At 69.3% G+C, this 14,636-nt stretch carries 21 protein-coding genes; 9 read left to right on the top strand and 12 right to left on the bottom strand.

Features of this window, described 5'->3' with window-relative positions; genetic code table 11:
• Nucleotides 1–18: 18 nt before the first annotated feature.
• Genes ttcA through ACK4ZD_RS07350 form a run of 3 tightly spaced genes read right to left on the bottom strand, consistent with a single transcriptional unit; the run spans nt 19 to nt 2,157 of the window.
• Entirely contained in the window at nt 19–936 is a 918-nt protein-coding gene (ttcA, locus tag ACK4ZD_RS07360) for a tRNA 2-thiocytidine(32) synthetase TtcA (protein WP_409660101.1), read from the bottom strand.
• A complete protein-coding gene (locus tag ACK4ZD_RS07355; protein WP_409660100.1) occupies nt 933–1,331 on the bottom strand; it encodes a dihydroneopterin aldolase in 399 nt (132 codons plus the stop codon). Before ACK4ZD_RS07355 ends, ttcA begins: the two co-directional genes overlap by 4 nt.
• Nucleotide 1,332: 1 nt before the next feature.
• Nucleotides 1,333–2,157: an SDR family oxidoreductase gene (locus ACK4ZD_RS07350; protein ID WP_409660098.1), complete on the bottom strand. Its 825-nt coding sequence runs from the start codon at nt 2,155–2,157 to the stop codon at nt 1,333–1,335.
• Nucleotides 2,158–2,180: 23 nt separating this feature from the next.
• Here ACK4ZD_RS07350 and ACK4ZD_RS07345 point away from each other — a divergent pair, with 23 nt between their 5' ends.
• Nucleotides 2,181–3,299: a class I SAM-dependent methyltransferase gene (locus tag ACK4ZD_RS07345; protein ID WP_409660097.1), complete on the top strand. Its 1,119-nt coding sequence runs from the start codon at nt 2,181–2,183 to the stop codon at nt 3,297–3,299.
• Between the two features lie 168 nt (nt 3,300–3,467).
• A complete protein-coding gene (locus ACK4ZD_RS07340) occupies nt 3,468–3,662 on the top strand; it encodes a DUF2905 domain-containing protein (RefSeq protein ID WP_409660095.1) in 195 nt (64 codons plus the stop codon).
• Nucleotides 3,663–3,705: 43 nt separating this feature from the next.
• On the opposite strand, the gene ACK4ZD_RS07335 is transcribed toward ACK4ZD_RS07340, so the two are convergent.
• Nucleotides 3,706–3,921, bottom strand: a complete 216-nt coding sequence (locus tag ACK4ZD_RS07335; RefSeq protein WP_409660093.1) for a hypothetical protein — start codon at nt 3,919–3,921, stop codon at nt 3,706–3,708.
• Between the two features lie 188 nt (nt 3,922–4,109).
• Between ACK4ZD_RS07335 and ACK4ZD_RS07330 the strand changes: the two genes are divergently transcribed.
• The 6 genes from ACK4ZD_RS07330 to ACK4ZD_RS07305 are packed head-to-tail and all read left to right on the top strand — an operon-like array spanning nt 4,110 to nt 7,952.
• Nucleotides 4,110–4,415, top strand: a complete 306-nt coding sequence (locus ACK4ZD_RS07330) for a DUF2282 domain-containing protein (protein WP_409660091.1) — start codon at nt 4,110–4,112, stop codon at nt 4,413–4,415.
• A gap of 13 nt (nt 4,416–4,428) precedes the next feature.
• Nucleotides 4,429–5,322, top strand: a complete 894-nt coding sequence (locus ACK4ZD_RS07325; RefSeq protein WP_409660089.1) for a DUF692 domain-containing protein — start codon at nt 4,429–4,431, stop codon at nt 5,320–5,322.
• Complete coding sequence (locus ACK4ZD_RS07320) at nt 5,319–6,095, top strand: putative DNA-binding domain-containing protein (RefSeq protein ID WP_409660087.1); 777 nt, start codon at nt 5,319–5,321, stop codon at nt 6,093–6,095. Before ACK4ZD_RS07325 ends, ACK4ZD_RS07320 begins: the two co-directional genes overlap by 4 nt.
• A gap of 2 nt (nt 6,096–6,097) precedes the next feature.
• Nucleotides 6,098–6,634: a DoxX family membrane protein gene (locus ACK4ZD_RS07315; protein WP_409660175.1), complete on the top strand. Its 537-nt coding sequence runs from the start codon at nt 6,098–6,100 to the stop codon at nt 6,632–6,634.
• Nucleotides 6,631–7,320 (top strand): sigma-70 family RNA polymerase sigma factor, encoded by a 690-nt coding sequence (locus tag ACK4ZD_RS07310; RefSeq protein ID WP_409660085.1) that lies wholly within the window; start codon nt 6,631–6,633, stop codon nt 7,318–7,320. Before ACK4ZD_RS07315 ends, ACK4ZD_RS07310 begins: the two co-directional genes overlap by 4 nt.
• Nucleotides 7,317–7,952, top strand: a complete 636-nt coding sequence (locus ACK4ZD_RS07305) for a DUF1109 domain-containing protein (protein WP_409660084.1) — start codon at nt 7,317–7,319, stop codon at nt 7,950–7,952. The genes ACK4ZD_RS07310 and ACK4ZD_RS07305 overlap by 4 nt, the downstream gene beginning before the upstream one ends.
• 16 nt (nt 7,953–7,968) lie before the next feature.
• Here ACK4ZD_RS07305 and ACK4ZD_RS07300 read toward each other — a convergent pair whose 3' ends face one another.
• The 4 genes from ACK4ZD_RS07300 to pcaH form a co-directional block, all read right to left on the bottom strand.
• The gene (locus ACK4ZD_RS07300; RefSeq protein WP_409660082.1) at nt 7,969–9,255 is read right to left on the bottom strand and encodes a c-type cytochrome; all 1,287 of its coding nucleotides are present in this window, start codon (nt 9,253–9,255) and stop codon (nt 7,969–7,971) included.
• Entirely contained in the window at nt 9,252–9,992 is a 741-nt protein-coding gene (locus ACK4ZD_RS07295) for a c-type cytochrome (protein WP_409660081.1), read from the bottom strand. Before ACK4ZD_RS07295 ends, ACK4ZD_RS07300 begins: the two co-directional genes overlap by 4 nt.
• A gap of 75 nt (nt 9,993–10,067) precedes the next feature.
• Complete coding sequence (gene pcaG / locus ACK4ZD_RS07290) at nt 10,068–10,658, bottom strand: protocatechuate 3,4-dioxygenase subunit alpha (RefSeq protein ID WP_409660080.1); 591 nt, start codon at nt 10,656–10,658, stop codon at nt 10,068–10,070.
• A complete protein-coding gene (pcaH, locus tag ACK4ZD_RS07285) occupies nt 10,655–11,368 on the bottom strand; it encodes a protocatechuate 3,4-dioxygenase subunit beta (protein WP_409660078.1) in 714 nt (237 codons plus the stop codon). The genes pcaG and pcaH overlap by 4 nt, the downstream gene beginning before the upstream one ends.
• 113 nt (nt 11,369–11,481) lie before the next feature.
• Between pcaH and ACK4ZD_RS07280 the strand changes: the two genes are divergently transcribed.
• Nucleotides 11,482–12,423, top strand: a complete 942-nt coding sequence (locus ACK4ZD_RS07280) for a LysR substrate-binding domain-containing protein (RefSeq protein ID WP_409660076.1) — start codon at nt 11,482–11,484, stop codon at nt 12,421–12,423.
• 59 nt (nt 12,424–12,482) lie between these two features.
• Here the strand turns inward: ACK4ZD_RS07280 and ACK4ZD_RS07275 are convergent, their stop codons facing one another.
• From ACK4ZD_RS07275 to ACK4ZD_RS07260, 4 genes are all read right to left on the bottom strand, one after another.
• Entirely contained in the window at nt 12,483–12,809 is a 327-nt protein-coding gene (locus ACK4ZD_RS07275) for a hypothetical protein (protein ID WP_409660075.1), read from the bottom strand.
• 11 nt (nt 12,810–12,820) lie between these two features.
• On the bottom strand, nt 12,821–12,979 hold the full coding sequence (locus ACK4ZD_RS07270) for a hypothetical protein (RefSeq protein ID WP_409660073.1): 159 nt from the start codon (nt 12,977–12,979) through the stop codon (nt 12,821–12,823).
• A gap of 111 nt (nt 12,980–13,090) precedes the next feature.
• Nucleotides 13,091–13,342, bottom strand: coding sequence for a hypothetical protein (locus ACK4ZD_RS07265; protein ID WP_409660071.1), 252 nt, complete (start codon nt 13,340–13,342; stop codon nt 13,091–13,093).
• Between the two features lie 174 nt (nt 13,343–13,516).
• Complete coding sequence (locus ACK4ZD_RS07260) at nt 13,517–14,635, bottom strand: DUF6708 domain-containing protein (RefSeq protein ID WP_409660069.1); 1,119 nt, start codon at nt 14,633–14,635, stop codon at nt 13,517–13,519.
• Nucleotide 14,636 lies beyond the last annotated feature (1 nt).

Genomic DNA, 14,636 nt, shown 5'->3' with positions numbered 1-14,636 from the left:
GTGCCGCGACCGGGCGGCTCAGCCGTCGAGCTGCAGCCTCACCACCGCAGCGGACGGCGCAGCGCAGTCCTCGTCCTCGTCGAAGGCCTTGTCACCCCCGGCATCGGCCACGCCGGTGGGTTGGAGGCTGGCGAAGGGATAGAGGTTCCGGTCCATCAGGTGCGAGGGCACCACCGTCTGTAACGCCGAGAACATGTTCTCGATGCGGCCGGGGTACTTCTTCTGCCATTCGCGCAGCATCGCCCCCACCTGCTTGCGCTGCAGGTTCTCCTGGCTGCCGCACAGGTCGCAGGGGATGATCGGGAACTGGCGGTGCTCGGCCCAGGCGGCCAGGTCGTGCTCGGGCACGTAGGCCAGCGGGCGGATCACGATGTGCTTGCCGTCGTCGCTCACCAGCTTGGGCGGCATGCCCTTGAGCTTGCCGCCGAAGAACATGTTGAGGAAGAAGGTCTGCAGCATGTCGTCGCGGTGATGGCCCAGAGCGATCTTGGTGGCTCCCAGCTCGCCCGCCACGCGGTAGAGGATGCCGCGGCGCAGGCGCGAGCACAGGCTGCAGGTGGTCTTGCCCTCGGGAATGAGGCGCTTGACGATGGAATAGGTGTCCTGCTCCTCGATGTGGAAGTCCACGCCGCGGCTCCTCAGGTACTCGGGCAGCACGTGCGCCGGGAAGCCCGGTTGCTTCTGGTCGAGGTTGACGGCCACCAGGTCGAAATGCACCGGCGCGCGCTGCTTGAGGTTGATCAGGATGTCGAGCAGGGCATGGCTGTCCTTGCCGCCGGACATGCACACCATGACCTTGTCGCCGGGCTCGATCATGTTGAAGTCGGCAATCGCCTGGCCCACCAGACGGTGCAGGCGCTTGCTGAGCTTGTTGGCCTCGAAGGCCAGCTTTTCGGCCGTCTTGCCGCCGCGGCGCTCGTCCAGCACGGTGCTCATGCCATCTCCTTCACCCGGAACACCTCCACCCCCACGGCATCGCAATCGGGATACACGTCGGGCTTCTCGGTGGACACCCGCGCGGCCTTGACCTGGGGGTGGGCCATCATCAGTTCGATCACGTCGTCGCACAGGGTTTCTTGCAGGTGGATGTGCCCTTGCGCGACCCGCTTGGCAATGGTACGGCGGATGAAATCATAGTCGACCACCTCCTCCAGCCGGTCGGCCTTGGGCGTGGTGGTCGACAGGGGCACGTACAGCTCCACGTTGATCAGCACCCGCTGCTCGCCACGCTTCTCGAAGTCGTGCACACCGATGTTGATCCACACCTCGTAGTTACGCAGGAAGAGCCGGCGGCAGTCCATCAGGCTCGGATGGTTCAGCAGGGATTGCATGTCATTCCTTGGGGAAAGCCTGACCCTGACGCGCGATGAACATCACGTCGCGCGCTTGGGCGCTCAGATGCTGGCCGCCGTCGACCAGCAAGGTGGTGCCCGTGATCGCCGGGGACTGCAGCACGAAGCGCACGGCCTGGGCGATGTCCTCGGGCGTGGACGAGCGCTGCAGCGGCGTCATGCGATGCGAGGCGGCGAACTCTGCATCGCTCATCGGCCCCGAGGGCAGGGTCACGCCCGGGGCCACGCCCACCACGCGCACCGCCGGCGCCAGCGCCTGGGCCAGCAGCGTGGTGGCCGACTCCAGTGCCGCCTTCGACAGCGTGTAGGCGAAGTAGTCGGGATTGGGGTTCCACAGCTTCTGGTCGAGCAGGTTGACCACGCAGCCGCGCCGGCCGCCACCCCCCAGATGCCGCGCCAGCGCCTGGGCCAGCACCACCGGGGCGGCGGTGTTGACACTCCAGTGGCGCTGCATCGATGCAAAGCGGGTCGTCAGCGCGTCGTCGTACTCGAAGAGCGAGGCATTGTTGACCACCGCATCGAGCCGCCCGAGCGCGGCCACGGCCTGCGGCACCAGCGCCTGGCAGGCGGCCTCGTCGGCCAGGTCTGCCGCCAGCACCGCCACGCGAGCACCGGCGCCGTGGCACTGGGCGGCCGTCTGCTCGGCATCGGCCGCCGAGGCGCGGTGGTGCAGCGCGATGTCCCAGCCCTGCGCAGCCAGATCGTTGGCGATCGCGCGACCCAGACGGCGCGCGGCGCCGGTGATCAGGACCACGGGACGCGAGGCTTCGCCAGGGGTTTTCGGGGGCATGGAGCGAGCGGACATGGACGGCTACCTACAATGCCGCGATGCAGACCAATGAACCCGTCAGTGTAGCGGGCGCCCTGTCCGAGCGCCTGCGCGAGGCCATCGCTGCCGACGGGGGCTGGTGGAGCTTCGACCGCTTCATGGCCGCCGCCCTATACACCCCGGGGCTGGGCTACTACGCCAACGATCGCCGCAAGTTCGGGCTCCTGCCCGGCAGCGGCAGCGACTTCGTCACCGCCCCCGAGCTGACCCCGCTGTTCGGCCAGGCCCTGGCCCGGCAGTTGCGCCAGGCCCTGGTGGCCAGCGGCACCGCCGAGGTCTGGGAGTTCGGCGCCGGCTCGGGCGCCTTGGCCAGCCAGATCCTGGGGGCCCTGGGGCCGGCGGTCTCGGCCTACCACATCGTCGATCTCTCGGGGGTCTTGCGCGAGCGCCAGCGCGAGCGCCTGGCGGCCGAGCAGCCCGCGCACCTGGCGCGTGTGCACTGGCACGACCGGCTGCCCGAGGCGATGCGCGGGGTCGTGATCGGCAACGAGGTGCTCGATGCAATGCCGGTGCAGTTGCTGCACTTCGACGGGCAGCAGTGGCTGGAGCGCGGTGTGGGCATGGACGGCGCCCGTTTCGTCTGGCGCGACCGGCCCACCGATCTGCGCCCGCCAGTGCAAGCCGCCTTCGCGCCCGGCACTGTCACGGAGATCCACCCCCAGGCCGAGGCCTTCGTGCGCACGCTGGCGGCCCATCTCACGCGCGGCGTGGTCTTCCTGATCGACTACGGCTTTCCCGAGGACGAGTATTACCTGCCCCAACGCCGCGGCGGCACGCTGATGTGCCACCGTGCCCACCGCGCCGATCCCGACCCCCTGGTGGACGTGGGGGAGAAGGACATCACCGCGCACGTGAACTTCACCGGCATCGCGCTGGCCGGCCAGGATGCGGGGTTGGACGTGCTGGGCTACACCTCCCAGGGCCACTTCCTGCTCAATTGCGGCCTGCTGGAGCTGATGCCCGAAGGCGATCCGCGAGCAGCCGCCGCAGTGCAAAAGCTCGTCAACGAGCACGAGATGGGCGAGCTTTTCAAGGTGATCGGGTTGGCGCGCGGCTTCGACCTGCGGCACTTCGAGCCCATCGGCTTTGCCCATGGCGACCGCAGCCACCGGCTCTGAGCCTGGATCCGGCAGTTGACCGCTTTTCTGCGCATGCCACGTTTTGAGACGCTTGACGACATGGGCCGCGATGCGCTCCACCTTTCGGGTGAGCGCGCGGCACACCCGATCGAACCGCCCTCGGGCCCGCTTGGGCGTGCCCAACGGCCGGATCTAGGCTGAGTGCCTATGCTGCGTTGGCTGCTGGTCATCGTCGTCACCCTGATCGTCTTCAACGGGGTGAGTCACTGGCTGCACAGGATCGGCCTGGGCCGACTGCCCGGCGACTTCCGGTTCCGTTTGGGCGGCCGGCACTGGCATCTGCCCTTGGCCAGCGCGGTGCTGCTGAGCTTCCTGGCGATGCTGATCGGGAAGTTCGTCTAGGGCCCATCGACACTCGACGCAAGCCCCATCGTACGGACAGGCCTCAACCGAAGGCAATGTCCCACAGCCCGGCCGCGACATGGCCCCAGATGAGGATGTTCACGCCGAACAAGGCGAAGGTGCGGGTATAGGCCCACAACGCGCCGGCGCGGCGGGCCAGGACGTCATTGCCTGTGACGGCGTACAGCAGCAGGAACAGGGCCGACGGGATGAGTGTGCCAACGATGAGCACACCCATCACCCAGTAAAAGACGGTCATGGCAGGCAAGGATCTTGAAGTCGTGGGCGCTTGCTTTCGCTGCAAACAGCCTGCAGGTTACAGCGACGCCCAAAAAAAGAAAGAGCCCGCGTGCGTAACCCGTGCCAGCGCGCCGGCGTACTCACCCAGGACGGCCGCCGGCTGTCGCATCGGCCGACACCGATGCCCCACCGAGCAAGGAGATGATGATGTCGCACATGCTGACGAGCCCAGCGGGGGCAGCCGCCCTCGCCCTGGCGCTGGGCGCCGCCCTGAGCCTGACCCACGCCCCGGCGCAAGCCCAAGAGGTGGGCAAGGAGAAATGTTACGGTGTGGCCCTCAAGGGCCAGAACGATTGCGCCGCCGGACCAGGCACCACCTGCGCCGGGACGTCCAAGCGAGATCACCAGGGCAATGCCTGGAAATTCGTGCCCAAGGGCACCTGCGAGAAGATGGCCTCGCCGACCTCGCCCACGGGGTACGGCCAGCTTCAGGCGTTCAAGGAAAAGACCTGAGGCGGCACGCGCCATGGCCCGCCCCGACCCTTGCGCCCCTGCCGTGCGGCCGTGCCCGCCCGGTGGTGTAGGGCTCGGCTTGAAGACCGGCCACTTGGCCGAGGTGCTCGACCGCGGCTCGGCCATGGATTTCTTCGAGCTGCATGCCGAGAACCTGATGGTCGACGGCGGGCCCGTTGTGCGCCGCCTGGAGCGCCTGCGTGAGCGCTGGCCGCTGTCGCTGCACGGCGTGGGCCTGTCCCTGGGCGGAGCCGATCCGCTGGACGAGGCCCATCTGGGGAGGCTGCGGGCCCTCATCGACCGTTTCGAGCCCGCCTGGTTCTCCGAGCACTTGGCCTGGTCGAGCCATGGCGGGCACTGGTTCAACGACCTGTTGCCCCTGCCTTACACGGCCGAGACGCTGGCGCGCGTGTGCGACCACATCGACCAGGCCCAGGAGCGGCTGGGCCGGCGGCTGCTGCTGGAAAACCCCAGCACTTACCTCGCGTTCGAGGACTCGACGATGGACGAGGCCGCGTTCCTGGCCGAGACGGTGCGCCGTACCGGCTGCGGCTTGCTGCTGGACGTGAACAACGCCCACGTGAGCGCCGTCAACCAGGGCCGCGACGCACGCGCCTTCATCGACGCGCTGCCGGCCCACGCCGTCGGCGAGATCCACCTGGCTGGCTTCGCCGTGGACCGCGACGCAGCGGGTGACCTGCTGCTGATCGACACCCATGGGGCGCCGGTGGCGCCTGCCGTATGGGACTTGTACGAACACGCGCTCAGGCGTCTGGGACCGATCCCCACCTTGTTGGAACGCGACCAGCACCTGCCCTCGCTGGCCCAGCTCGAGGCCGAAGCCTTGCAGGCCCGCCAGGCAATGCAAAGGTGGCGGTCCCCGGCCGCGATGGGGGGCATGGCATGAGGACGCACGCCGCCCGGACACAGAACGCCTTCGCTCGCGCCCTGCTCGACCCGCAGGCCACCGTGCCGGGCTTGCGGGCCTGGAACGGCTCGGACCCCGCGGCGCGCCTGGACGTGCATCGCAACACCGTGATCCTCTCCCTCGTCGATGCGCTGGCCGACACCTTCCCGGTGGTGCGGGCACAACTGGGCGACGACTGCTTTCGCGCCTTGGCGAAAGACTATGTGCGCGCCCAGCCTCCGCGCTCGCCGGTGGTGGCGCACCATGGCGAGCAGTTCGCACCATGGCTGGCCGATCAGCCGCCCCTGTACACGCTGCCCTGGCTGCCGGATCTGGCCCGCCTGGAATACGCCCGCGTGCGGGCCTACCACGCCGCCGACGCTCCCGCCTGCCCCTTGCAGCGCCTGCACAGCGCACTGACGACGCCCGAGCGCTTGCCCGGACTCGTCCTGCCGCTGCGGCCTGACGTGCAGGTGCTGGCATCCCGCTGGGCCGTGGTGTCGCTGTGGGCGGCCCACCAGGGCCCAGGCCGCATCGAAGACGTGTCCATCGACCAGCCCGAGGCCGCTGTGGTGCTGCGCGAAGACGAGGAGGTCGTCATCGTGCCGGTGCCGCTGCCCACGGCCCGCTTCGCCCTCGCGCTGCAGCGACGCCGCCCCTTGGGCGAGGCCGTGGCCGAGGCCGGGCAAGGGCTGGACCTGCCCGCCAGCTTGGCCCTGCTGATGCGGCATGGGGCCTGCGCTGCCCCCTTGTATGAAGGAGTCCCGGCATGAACATGAACGGCACCCCGCCCCCGGCACGCCCCGGTGTCCCGCTTGCGTGGATCGCGCGCGCGCATGCCGCTTTCGCGCGGGTGCCCGAGTCGCTGATCGCTTTGCTGGGCCGCGTGGCCCTGGCCGGGGTGTTCTGGCGCTCGGGGCAGACCAAGGTCGAGGGTTTGGCCGTGGATTTGCTGGAAGGACGGTTCGAGCTGGGCTGGCCCCGCCTGGCCGATTCGGCCGTCGCCTTGTTCCGCGAGGAATATCGGTTGCCGCTGATTGCGCCCGAGGCCGCGGCCCTGCTAGCGGCCGGGGCCGAGCATGTGCTGCCCCTGATGCTGCTCCTGGGCTTGGGCACACGGCTGGCGGCGCTGGGCCTGCTGGGTATGACCGCGGTGATCCAGACACTGGTCTACCCCGGCGCCTGGCCCACCCACGGCGTGTGGGCGGCGGTGGCCCTGTGGCTGATGACACGCGGCCCGGGCACCGTGTCGCTAGACCACCTGCTGGCGCGGCGTTTGGGGCCCAGCCACCGCGCCGGGAGCCGCGCATGAGCGCGGCCGCCCCCGCCTGGCCCGGCCCCGATGGGGTGCGGCTCGGGCCAGCGGTCGATAATGCGACGCGCGCCGCAGGGCCTGGCGACCCGGCCCGGCGCCCCAGCCGCCTGCTGCCCATGACCGACGCTCGCGCCCCGGACGATTTCGAAGCCCAACTCAGGCCGCTGTGGCTGCGCGCGCAGGCCGGCGACGAGCAGGCCTACCGGGCTGCCCTGGAGCAGATCGCACAGCGCCTGCGCGACTACCTGCGCCACCGCCTGCAGAGGCTGCCCGACGAGGTGGAGGATCTGGTCCAGGAGACCTTGCTGGCGCTGCACCTGCAGCGCGGCACCTACGATCCCCGCTGGCCCGTGAGCGCCTGGATGCTGGCGATCGCCCGGCACAAGCTGATCGATCTGTGGCGCCGGCGCGGACGGCGCGAGGCCTGGCACCAGGCGCTGGACGAAGTGGACGAGGCGGCGCTGGCCGTACCGGCCGCCACCGACGGCGACGCGCGGCGCGACCTCTCCACCTTGCTCTACGCCCTGCCCGAGGCCCAGCGCCGGGCCATCGTGCTGACCAAGGTGGAGGGCTTGTCGGTGGCCGAGGCGGCCGCACGCACCGGCGCGTCGGTGTCGGCCCTCAAAGTGCAGGTGCACCGTGGATTGAAGCGGCTGGCAATGCTGGCCAAGGAATGGCCATGAAGACCGAAGACCTGATCTCCCTGCTGGCCCGCGGTGCGGGCCCGGCGCCGCGGGTGTCGATGGCCCCGCGCCTGCTGCCGGTGGCGCTGGCCGGTGTGACGCTCAGTGCGCTGCTGGCGGTGGGCATCCTGGGGGCGATTCCCGCAGCAATGTACGCCACTGCGGCGCCGTGGATCAAGCTGGCCTACGCCGGCGCGCTGGCCGCGGCGGGCGGCTGGCTCACCGCGCGGCTGGCCCGGCCGGTAGCAGCCGTGAGCGTCCCGGCCCGGGTGGCGCTGGGCGTGGTGGGTCTGATGCTGGCGCTGGGTCTGGCGGTGCTGGCCGCCACCCCGGCCGGGCAGCGTGCGCAGGCCGTGTTGGGACATTCCTGGCCCACGTGCCCGTGGAGCGTCTTCCTGCTCTCGCTGCCCGCCCTGGCGGCCACGCTGGTGGTGCTGCGGCGACTGGCCCCCACCCGGCTGCGCGAGGCCGGCGCCAGCGCCGGCCTGTGGGCCGGCGCCTTGGGCGCCGCCGGCTATGCCTTGTCGTGCGTCGAGGACTCGGCCGCCTTCGTGGCCGTGTGGTACACGCTGGGCATCCTGCTGACGACGGGCCTGGGCGCCTTGCTCGGACCCAGGGTGTTGCGCTGGTGAGCCTGCCCGACTCCGCTCAGCGATAGCGATACACCTCCAGCGCAGTCACCGGCGCGGCCTGGTGGCCCCAGGCGCTGCGCAGGTAGGTGGCCAGCGCGGCCATCTCCTCGTCGTCGAACAGGTGGCCGTAAGGCGGCATTCCATGCGGGCGGGGATTGCCGGCCGTCGCGGGTGGGTAGCCGCCATGGCGCAGGATGCGCACGAGATTGGCGGGCGAAGCCATCGTGACCGTGCGGTTGCCGGCCAAAGCCGGGTAGGCGTCGGGCACCCCTTCGCCCCGCTCACCATGGCACTGCACACAATGCTGCTCGTACAGGCGCTGGCCGACGGCGCGCGACGGCGGCGGCGGGGGCGGCTCCTCGCCCTCCTCGGAGGCCGGCGGCGCAGGCGGCAGGGGCTGCTGTGGCAGGCTGCGCAGGTACACCGCCATGGCCTGCAGATCGGACTCGCTCAGGTGCTGGGTGCTGCGGAACACGACCTCGGCCATGGGCCCGAGCACCGAGCCGCGCGGCGAGACACCGTCGCGCAGCAAGGCCACGATGTCCTCGACCGGCCAATCGGCCACGCTGGCCTCGTCGGCACGGGCCAGCGAGGGCGCGTACCAGTTTTGCACCGGCATCAGACCGCCCCCCAGTTCGAAGCGACCGGTGGTGGCCCCCAGCACGTTGCGCTCGGCATGGCAGGCGGCGCAATGGCCCAGCCCGCGCACGAGGTAGGCGCCCCGGTTCCACGCGGCATCGCGTGAGGGGTCGGGCTCGAAGCGTGCGGGCGAGAAGAAGAGCGCCCGCCACACGGCCAGCGCCGCCTGCGTGTTCACGGGAAAGCGCAGCTCGTGCGGCTTGTTGGCCTGCGTCACCGGCGGCAGGCTGCGCAGCCAGGCGTACAGGGCATCGCTGTCTTCGCGCGTGAGCAGCGTGTAATGCGCATACGGGAAGGCCGGGTAGAGCAGGCGGCCGTCGCGCGAGCGGCCATTGCGCATCGCACGCCAGAAATGGTCGGCGCTCCAGCGCCCGAGGCCCGTGGCCTCGTCGGGCGTGAGGTTGCCGGCAAAGACGGTGCCAAACGGCGTGGGGATGCCATGCCCCCCCGCGTAGGGTGCGCCGCCGCGCTCGGTGTGGCAGCTCGCGCAGTTGCCGGCCAGGGCGAGATAGCGGCCTCGCTCCACCTGGGCGGCGTCGAGCACCGCCGGCGGCTCGGCCTGGCCGATCGGGTCTTCGCCACGCAGGTTCAGGCCGACGACCCCTGCGGCCAGCAGCAGCATCAGGATGAGCAGGCCGCCCAGGGAGACCAGCAGGCGCTTCATCGACGCGCCTCCTGAGGTGCCGGCACCCCGCCGCAGTCGATCGGCAGAGGCCGGGTCAGCGCCGGCTCGGGCAGGGCGGGCGCGGGCAAGGGCTGGTTGGCCAGCCAGCCCGAGACGGCGCTGATGTCCTGCTCGTCCAGGGCCTTGGCGATGCGCGCCATGCAGTCGGGTTCGAAGGCGCGGCGCGTGCCCACGCGCCAGGCGCCGAGCTGGGCGTTGAGGTAGTCGCGCGGCAGACCCAGCAGGCCGGGCAGCGCAGGGGCAATGCCCAGCAGGGCCTGCCCGTGACAACTGGCGCAGGCCGGGATGCCGCGCCCCGCATCGCCCACGCGCACGAGCTGTTCACCGCGCGCCCGCTGCGTCGGCGTCAACGTGATCGCGGGTGTGGGAGGGTAGGGCAGATCCAGCGCGGCGAAGTGGCCGGCGATCTCGCGCAGGTAGTCATCGGTCAGGTGCTGCAGCAGGTGACTCATCGCCCCGTACCGGCGGCGCCCGTCGCGGAAGTGCAGCAACTGGTGGTACTGGTAGAGCGCGGGCTTGCCCGCGATGCGCGGGAAGTAGCCCTCGCGCGTGGCCCGCCCTTGCGCGCCGTGACAGGCCACGCAGGCCTGCACGCGCGCCGTCATCGAAGCAGGATCGGGACGGTCGATGGGTTGGGCCTGGGCCGCGAACCCTGCCATGCACAGCAAGGTTCCGAGCCTCCTCAGCCCCTTCAGGAAGGGGGTCGTGGCAGACATGGGCGAAGTCTAGCCAGCCTCGCCCCCTTCCCACGTGGGAACCTTCGGCCCCCGGCGTCGGGCCCCAGGGCCTGCTCACAGGTCGAAGAACACCGTCTCCTGATCCCCCTGCATGCGGATGTCGAAGTGGTAGACCACGCCGCCGGGCTGCACCTCGCGGCGCGCGATCAGCGTGGCGCGGCGCTCGGCGGGCACTGCCTGCAGCACGGCGTCCTTGGCGTTGGCCGCCGCTTCGTCGTCGAAGTAGATGCGCGTGAAGGCATGGCTGAGCAGGCCGCGCATGAAGACGATGACATCGATGTGCGGGGCCTCGCCGACGGCAGCGCCGGGCTTCACGGTGGTGAAGGCATAGCGCAGTTGCGCGTCGGTGCCGGTGCCGCAACGGCCGAAGCCGGTGAAGCCCCGCTCCTTCGCCTGTTCGGCGCTGGCGACCTCGCGGCCCTGCGCATCGAGCTGGGCGATCTCGATCATCGCGTCGTTGACGGGCTGGCCCGCTCCGTCGAGCACGCGGCCCGTCACGGTGATGTGCTCGCCCTCGGCCTGCGGCTGGGCCAGCATCGGGGTGTAGGCACTGGCATGGTCGTAGAAGTACTGGCGCGGCGTCAGGCCATAGGCGAAGTAGGGGCCGACGGTCTGGGAAGGGGTCTGTCCAAGCAGGGTGCTCATCGCGGCGTCTCCATCGGCGTTTCGTTCGGTCCACGCAGGACGATGTCGAAGACATAGCCCAGCGCGAAGTCGGGTTCGGTCACGTCGAGCGTGAACTGCGAGATCAGGCGGTCGCGCGCGCGCTCGGGCGTGCCCTGGAAGATGGGGTCGAGGGCGAGCAGCGGGTCGCCGGGGAAGTACATCTGCGTGACCAGGCGGCTGGCGAAGTACTCGCCAAAGAGCGAGAAGTGGATGTGGTTGGGCCGCCAGGCGTTGGGGTGGTTGCCCCAGGGATAGGCCCCGGGCTTGACGGTGTAGAACTTGTAGCGGCCCTCGCTGTCGGTGAGCGTGCGGCCGGCGCCCAGGAAGTTGGGGTCGAGCGGCGCGTCGTGCTGGTCGACCTTGTGCACGTAGCGGCCGGCGGCATTGGCCTGCCAGATCTCGACCAGGGTGTTGCGCACCGGTCGGCCGCGCTCGTCGAGCACGCGGCCGGTGACCACGATGCGCTCGCCCAGCGGCGCGCCGTTCTTCGCGGCATTGCGCGTGAGGTCGTGGTCCAGCGCACCGATGGCGTCGTGGCCGTACACCGGCGCGCGCAGCTGGCGCAGCCTCTCCTTGATCGGCAGCAGCGGCTTGGTGGGGCCGCGCAGCACGGTGGACTTGTACTCGGGGTGGATGTAGGGGGGGTGGCTGTCCCAGTCTCGGGGGCGCAGCGTCACGGTCTCGCTCATCGGGGAGTCTCCTCGTGGGGCCGTCAGGGGTGATGGATGTCAAGACTCTAAGCATCACCCCTGGTTATGTAAATTGAAGTCTCGTTCGATAATTCATTCGACGGAGTTATCGAATGAAGCTGCCCCAAGCCCACCGACTGCAACTGCGCCACCTGCACTGCTTCCTGGCCGTGGCGCGGCTGGGCCACCTGGGGCGGGCTGCGCAGGCGCTGTCGATCAGCCAGCCCGCGGTGACCAAGACCTTGGCCGACCTGGAGGACCTGCTGGGCCTGCGCCTGTTCGAACGGGGCCGGCGCGGGGCGCGTCTCACGCCGGTCGGCCAGAGCTTCCTGCGCCACGCCCGCCAGGTGATGGCCACACTGGACCAGGCGCTGGAGAGCGTGGCCCCCGGCCAGACGCCCCCGGTGCTGCGCCTGGGGGCGCTGCCCACGGTGGTGAACGCCATCGTGGCCGCCGGCCTGCGCTCGCCGGGCCTGCCCGGCCACACCACGGTGCGCATCGAGACCGGGGCGAACCGCGAGCTGCTGGCCCGGCTGCAACAAGGCGAGCTCGACGCGGTGGTAGGCCGACTGTCGGAACCCGATCGCCTGCAGGGCCTGACCTTCGAGCACCTCTACGCCGAGCCGCTGATCGTCGCGATGCGGCCCGACCACCCGTTGCGGCGCAAGCGCCGACCGACCCCCGCGCAACTGGCGGCCCACGACTGGATCCTGCCGCTGGCCGACACGATGATCCGCCACAACGCCGACAGCTGGCTGCAAAGCCAGGGGGTGGTGCCGCAGGCCATGGTATTCGAGACCCTGTCGGTGTCGCTGGGGCGGGAACTCGCCGCCACGAGCGATGCGCTGTGGTTCACGCCGTTGGGCGCGGCCGAAGCCGACCTCGAGCGCGGTGTGCTGGTGCCCTTGCCGCTGGCGCTATCCGGCACCGAGGAGCCGGTGGGCTGGCTGATGCGCAGCGACGCACAACCCTCGCCGGCCCTGCAGGCGGTGCGCGCGGCGGTACGCGAGCAGGCGCAGCGGCGACAACAGCGCTGGTCGCTGGGCACCCCCTGACGTTGCATCAGAGTCGACTGGTTCATGGCTCCACCATCTACTCAAAGCTTGGAGCCTCCTCAAGAACCAGTGCGGTTCACCAACCCAAGTAGCGGGCCCAGCAGAAACAGGAGCGACTCTTGGGCTTCCAGTTCCATCCGGAGCCATGCAACGCTGCCCCACAGTGCAACGGCGCACAGCACACCCCCCACCATGGCCCCAAACCCTCTCTCCGCATACCACTTGTCCACACATTCGACAAAGGTCGAGTTCAGGCGGATCAGCGACAACTGGTAGTGCGGAGCGTCGCCCGCCGGCTTACGAATGTCCAGACGGAGCTCGCGCTCGCGCGCGGTGAGCGGGCGCTTCACATGGAAGCGATGGATCACATTCTTGATCAAAGGCACCCGACAACTCCTCAACTGGCTGAGCCCAGCGCCACGCCGTACTCTTCGAGCTGCGTGCGCGCATCCGGATACTTGTCTGCGTAGGTGCCAAAGTGGCAACGCCTCAGCCAGGCCTGCAACTTGTTGTCCTTCGCGTCTTCCATGAAGAAGGCCAGGATGCCTGGTGCCACCCGGTCTTCAGCCATTGCGCGGCGCACCCGCGGTCGCCGCCTTCACCGCGGCAATGGCTTCTTCATCCCGATACCCCGGCTCGCGCCGCCATGGGTCAGTCTGCGCCTCCATCATTGGCTCGCCGAAGGGCATGCGTCCGGAACAGGAGCGTCGGCCGGAGTCATCATGTCTACCAGCACCGGCTTGCCGGTCTCAGCGACGATCTTGGCCGGGTAGACCAGCATCATCATCGCGGCGAAGACTGAAAAGGTAAGGCCCAGCACAGTAACGATGGGGCTGAAGAGAATGCCGAAAACGTGGATGAACGGGGCGCCGTGCCGGCCACCATCAAACAGCCATTGGCTGAGTGAACGAGGCGACAACTATCTTGACACGCGCCGGCCTCGGTGTAGTTCATGCCATGGATGGCCGCCCCGATCTGGTCGGCGAACGCCTGGCCCGAGGCCGGGTGGGTGCGGTCGAAGGTCAGGGGCATGTCAACTGCACCACCACTTCCTGCCCCCGTCGCGGCAGAAAGTTCAGCGCACGGCCGCGCATCACCCCACGCCATACACCCCGCGCAGCACCACCCACACCAGCGCCGCCAGCATCGCCCAGGCGCCCAGGTCGATGAGCCGGTCGCGCAGCCATGGCCAGGCACCGTCTTCGCAGGCCTGCCGGATGGCCTTGGGCCACACCGGCTCCCAGCACGTCAGCAACGCCACCCACTGCGCCGTCGCAAAGATCGCAATGGCCGGACTGATCAGCACCAGCAGCGGCACCGTCCAGCGCAGCGAGATCCCCGACAGCAAAGGCCAAATCAGCGACAAGGCCGCGCTCACACTCTTCCACGGCCACGGAAACCGACCCAGCCGCTTGGGCTGCGGCACCGACTCAGGCCCCTCCTCCATGTAGCGGCGGATGAACTCCCACAGTTGCAACGACTCCCTGACCCGCCGGGGCCAGCGACCGATGTAGATCATCTCCATGAGGTCATGGCCCGTCCGATCCGGAGGCCACGTCAGAATCAGTGGCATCGCCGAATCCGGACGGTTTCTTGGCTTGAGCTTGCTCGGATCGCGCTCTGTGGACAAGCACTCTTCCCAATCCAAGGCCACCACCCCGCCCGCATACCCCGGCCGGTGCACATACACCTTGCGCGTCTTGCGGTTGAACCTCACCAGCAGGCGGCGCTGCACAAAGGCCTCCAGGCGCCAGTATTTCCAGCCGAAGTAGAAGGCTGCGATGGTCACCCCGACCAGCAGCAGCACGGACAGCACCATGAAAAGGATGTCTATCCCGGTAAAGACATGATCTAGCCGATCCTGCTGCCCAGTGAACCACCAATACAGATCGGGAATGTCATGCGCGAACAACGTCGGCAGGGCGATTCCCACCATCGGGACCAAGAAGCTCAAGGCCCCCGCCGTCACCATCCCCCGCTTCTCATCAAACGGCGTCCTCAGCTCGATGTAGGTGTCGTTCATCTCGTACACCGAGTGACCGCCGTCAGGGTCGTCGCAGGCCTTTTCTCGCCAGTTTCCGGCCTTATCAAAGTCGCTGCTGAGCCCTTGGGCCTGCCGCTGTCTCGCTTGTGCAAACTGCTTGTACGTCTTGGAGAACTCCTCAGGCAACCTCCGTTGCGCTGAATGGGTATGCCATTCCACGAGGTACATC

The organism is Caldimonas sp. (genome assembly GCF_046291045.1).
Lineage (GTDB): Bacteria > Pseudomonadota > Gammaproteobacteria > Burkholderiales > Burkholderiaceae_C > Caldimonas.
Note: the sequence above shows the minus strand (reverse complement) of the source record. Positions and strands in the feature narration are given on the sequence as shown.